Below are 3,949 nucleotides of genomic sequence, written 5' to 3'. Positions count from 1 at the left end.
GAAATTGACTGGCAGGCAGTTTTTGAAACTGATCCGATTGAAGATCTGGGAATTCCGGAAGAAGCATATTCTGCTTTGAATGAATTATTTTCTCATTTGAAAATCTATAATTTCGGAGAGTTACCGGAAGATGTTATCGGTGAATTATTTGAAGAGATCATCGATCCGAAAAGACGACACGAATTGGGACAATATTTCACTCGTGAAGACTTGGTAGATTTGATCATTGCAACGATTGTGAATGATAAAGATAAAATATATGCAGATCCAACTTGCGGTTCAGGAACTTTTCTGATCAGGTTGTATGATAGATTGCAATTCTTGAGCGGATACAGAATGAAGCACGAAGAAATTTTAAACAGGATTTGGGGAATCGATATTGGTAAATTCCCCGCTGAACTCTCCACAATAAATTTATTCAGGCAATCTCCGGGTAATTTTGAAAATTTTCCCCGCATTATTCATAAAGATATTTTTGAAATTTCTGCCGGACAGAAAATCGAATTTCCTCCGAATAATGTGAATTACAATCAGAGATACAACAAAGTTAAAATAAAAATTCCTGAATTTTATGGTCTTATCGGGAACTTCCCTTATATCAGACAGGAATTGATTGAAAGAAATGTTCAAGGGTATAAACAAACTCTTACCAAATTGTTGGCTTATGAATACCTCGCAGATTATCCGAAATTGTTTAAAATAAATCATATTACCGATAAACAATTTGAAAATTTCTTAAATCAAACAGAAGCAGAAAAAAAGAAAACTATAAACCACTGGTTAAAAAATCAATTTGTGGAACTAAAACTATCCGGACAGGCAGATATTTACACATATATTTTTATTCATTCTGCAACTCTTTTAAATAAAACCGGTTCATTTGCCATCATCACTTCCAATTCCTGGTTGGATGTCGCTTATGGTTCTGTTCTCAAAAAATTCTTTTTAGACCATTTCAAAATTAAGATGATAGTTGCTTCCTGGGCTGAACCCTGGTTTGACGATGCGGCTGTGAATACTGTGTTCACGGTTCTGGAAAAATGTGATGATGAAAAGAAACGAGATAATAATCTTGTTCACTTTGTAAAACTTAAGAAAAAATTAGAAAAATTGATTCCGGAAAGAAATCTGAAAGTCGAATCTAATAACCGTTGGCGAAGAATTGATGGAATCGTAAATACTATAGAATCTGCTCAATATAAATCTGAAAAGATCGATGATAAAATTTCCTCTTTTGAGAACGAACAGATGCGTATCAGGTTAATTGAACAAAAGGAACTGCCTAAAGAAATTGAAACACAGAATGAATTTTCCAAATGGGGAAAATACCTGCGAGCACCCGATGTCTATTTTGAAATTCTGGGAAAATGCAAAGATAAACTCATTCCACTAAAAGAAATCGCGGATGTTAAAAGAGGTGTAACGACCGGAATTAATGACTTCTTTTATCTCAAACCAATTGAAGAAAATAAAAAGGAAAAAACAATTCTTTGTGAAAATAGCAGAGGTTGGAAAGGGAAAATTGAAAGCAAATATTTGAAGCAGGTCATCAAAAGCCCGAAAGAATCTGATAGTATTATCATTGATCCCAAAAAATTGAAAAACCTGATTTTTATCTGTAACAAAAGCAAAGCAGAATTAAAAAAAGCAAACCATTTAAACACTTTAAAATATATTGAATGGGGTGAAACGCAAAGAACAAAAGATAATAAATTATGGACTGAAGTTCCTTCGGTTCAGGGCAGGAAATATTGGTGGGGATTAACTAATAATAAATTTTCTAAAGTTATTGCTTCAAAAGGAATTAACGATAGATTCTTTTTCTTAGCTAATGAAATAGAAATTGCAACTAATAATAGATTGTACGAAATTGATTTTTTTAAATTAAATAAAAAAACAATGAATTATATAAATTCAACCTTGCAATATTTATTTTTAGAAATAGCAAGCAGAGTTAATCTTGGAGATGGATTAATTGATAATGGTAAAGATGCAATTGAAGAGTGTATTTCATTAAATTTTGAAAAATTAGAGGATTTTAATGTAGATAATTTAAAACTATTTAAAAGAAAAATAAAATCAATTTCAGAAGAAGTGAAACTTAAAGATCGTCAGGAGCTTGATAAAGCAGTTCTGAAAGCACTCGGTTTAAATCCCGATGAATATCTTCCCCGCATTTATGAAGGATTAACTGAGATGGTGAAAGAGCGTCTTGAATTACCAAAAATGCGAAAGAAAAAGAAAAAACAGAAAATCAAAATCTCTTATAATGAAGTTAAGAAATCTGTAGTAAACGAAATAATTGGGAACAAAATCAAAAAATTCCCTGAAGATTTTTATACGGATGCAAAGCTGGGTCATGATTATGAAAGTGTAGAAACAGAAGTTTATAATACCAGCGGGAAAGAACTTCATATTGATGAGTTTATGCATATTTGCACTTTGCTTGATGAAGAAAATGAAGAGATATTCACAACAGAAAATATTGAAGTTGCAGAATTTGCAGTCATTCTGGCAAAATCTGATGTTCGCAGATTAAAGATTCCCAAAGACGAAAATATTGTAAAAAAGACATTGGAAAATTATAAAAATTATATTTCATTATTAAGAGAACAATTAGAAGCAAATGCCCAACAGAAACTTCATAATTGGGCAGAAGCAGAACAGATGGCAAAAGAGATTCTGGAAGAATATGGGTTGAAATTATTAATATAAATTCGTGTATATTCGTGTTAATTCGTGGCTAAAGGATTTTTATGAAAAAAAGAAAAACGAAAATAATCAGGAATTATCTAAAACATCCCGAAGGTTCGGTCCTGATCGAAACCGGAAATACAAAAGTGATCTGCACAGCAACAGTCCAGGAAGGAGTTCCGCCGTTTTTGTCAGGAAAAGAACAAGGTTGGATCACAGCGGAATACGGAATGCTTCCACGCAGTACGAATACAAGAATGAATCGGGAAGCAGCGAGAGGAAAGATCAGCGGCAGGACAGCTGAAATCCAGAGATTGATCGGTCGTTCTTTGCGTTCGGTTGTGGATTTGAGAATTCTCGATGGATTTACAATATTGATCGATTGTGATGTTATCCAGGCAGATGGTGGGACGAGAACAGCTTCCATAACCGGAGCTTGCGTTGCTCTTAATGATGCTTTTCGGAAAATGATCGCAAGTAACAAAATAGAGAAGAATCCGTTACAGGAATGGATCGCAGCTATCAGTGTGGGAATAACCGCTGGAGAACCTGTTCTCGATCTATCTTATGAACAGGATTCACAGGCGGAAGTCGATATGAATGTGGTCATGACGGAATCCGGGAAATTTGTTGAAATTCAAGGAACTGCAGAGGAAAAACCGTTTTCTGACGAGCAGTTGAAAATTATGTTAAGGTTGGCAAAAAAAGGAATCAGGCAATTGATCAGAAAGCAAAAGGAACTTGTGTAACTTTGCGGAAAGATCGATCGAAGTAACTTTCCGAATCTCATTTGTGAGAATATCTTCGGGGTAAGCTTCGGAAAGTTTTGTTCTTGACACTATAACGCTGTTTCCGGAGAAAGTTCCAAAAAAATTTTAGGAAAGAGTATGTTCAAAAAAAATAAACCGAAACCTGTAAAAAGGAAAATTCCAGCAATTCAGGGGTGGATAGAAGCGATCTTGTTTGCTTTTGTGATCGTTTTTCCGATAAAAAATTATACCCTTCAAAACTTTAAAATCCCTTCTTCATCGATGGAAAAAAGTCTTCTCATCGGTGATTATCTGATCGCTAATAAATTGAAATATTTTTTTACAGATCCGCAGCGGGAAGATATTGTAACATTTAAAAGTCCTGCTGATCCAACCTATCCTCAACCTTCGGAAAATTATGCCAGGCTCGTTGGACCTCTTTATTGGAACAAGGAAAAATGGGGCTTCAAATGGCAGGAAAAGAAAAATGTTGTGAAAAGAGTGAT

At 34.2% G+C, this 3,949-nt stretch carries 3 protein-coding genes; all 3 read left to right on the top strand.

Annotated features, from left to right (window positions below):
- Nucleotides 1-2,715 (top strand): hypothetical protein (locus ENL20_12995; protein HHE39465.1); only part of this gene is annotated, 2,715 nt, incomplete at its 5' end.
- A gap of 41 nt (nt 2,716-2,756) precedes the next feature.
- Nucleotides 2,757-3,443 (top strand): ribonuclease PH, encoded by a 687-nt coding sequence (locus tag ENL20_12990; protein HHE39464.1) that lies wholly within the window; start codon nt 2,757-2,759, stop codon nt 3,441-3,443.
- Between the two features lie 138 nt (nt 3,444-3,581).
- Nucleotides 3,582-3,949: signal peptidase I (gene lepB / locus ENL20_12985; protein HHE39463.1), on the top strand; the 368-nt coding region annotated here is incomplete at its 3' end.

Source organism: Candidatus Cloacimonadota bacterium, assembly GCA_011372345.1.
Classification (GTDB): domain Bacteria; phylum Cloacimonadota; class Cloacimonadia; order Cloacimonadales; family TCS61; genus DRTC01.
Note: the sequence above shows the minus strand (reverse complement) of the source record. Positions and strands in the feature narration are given on the sequence as shown.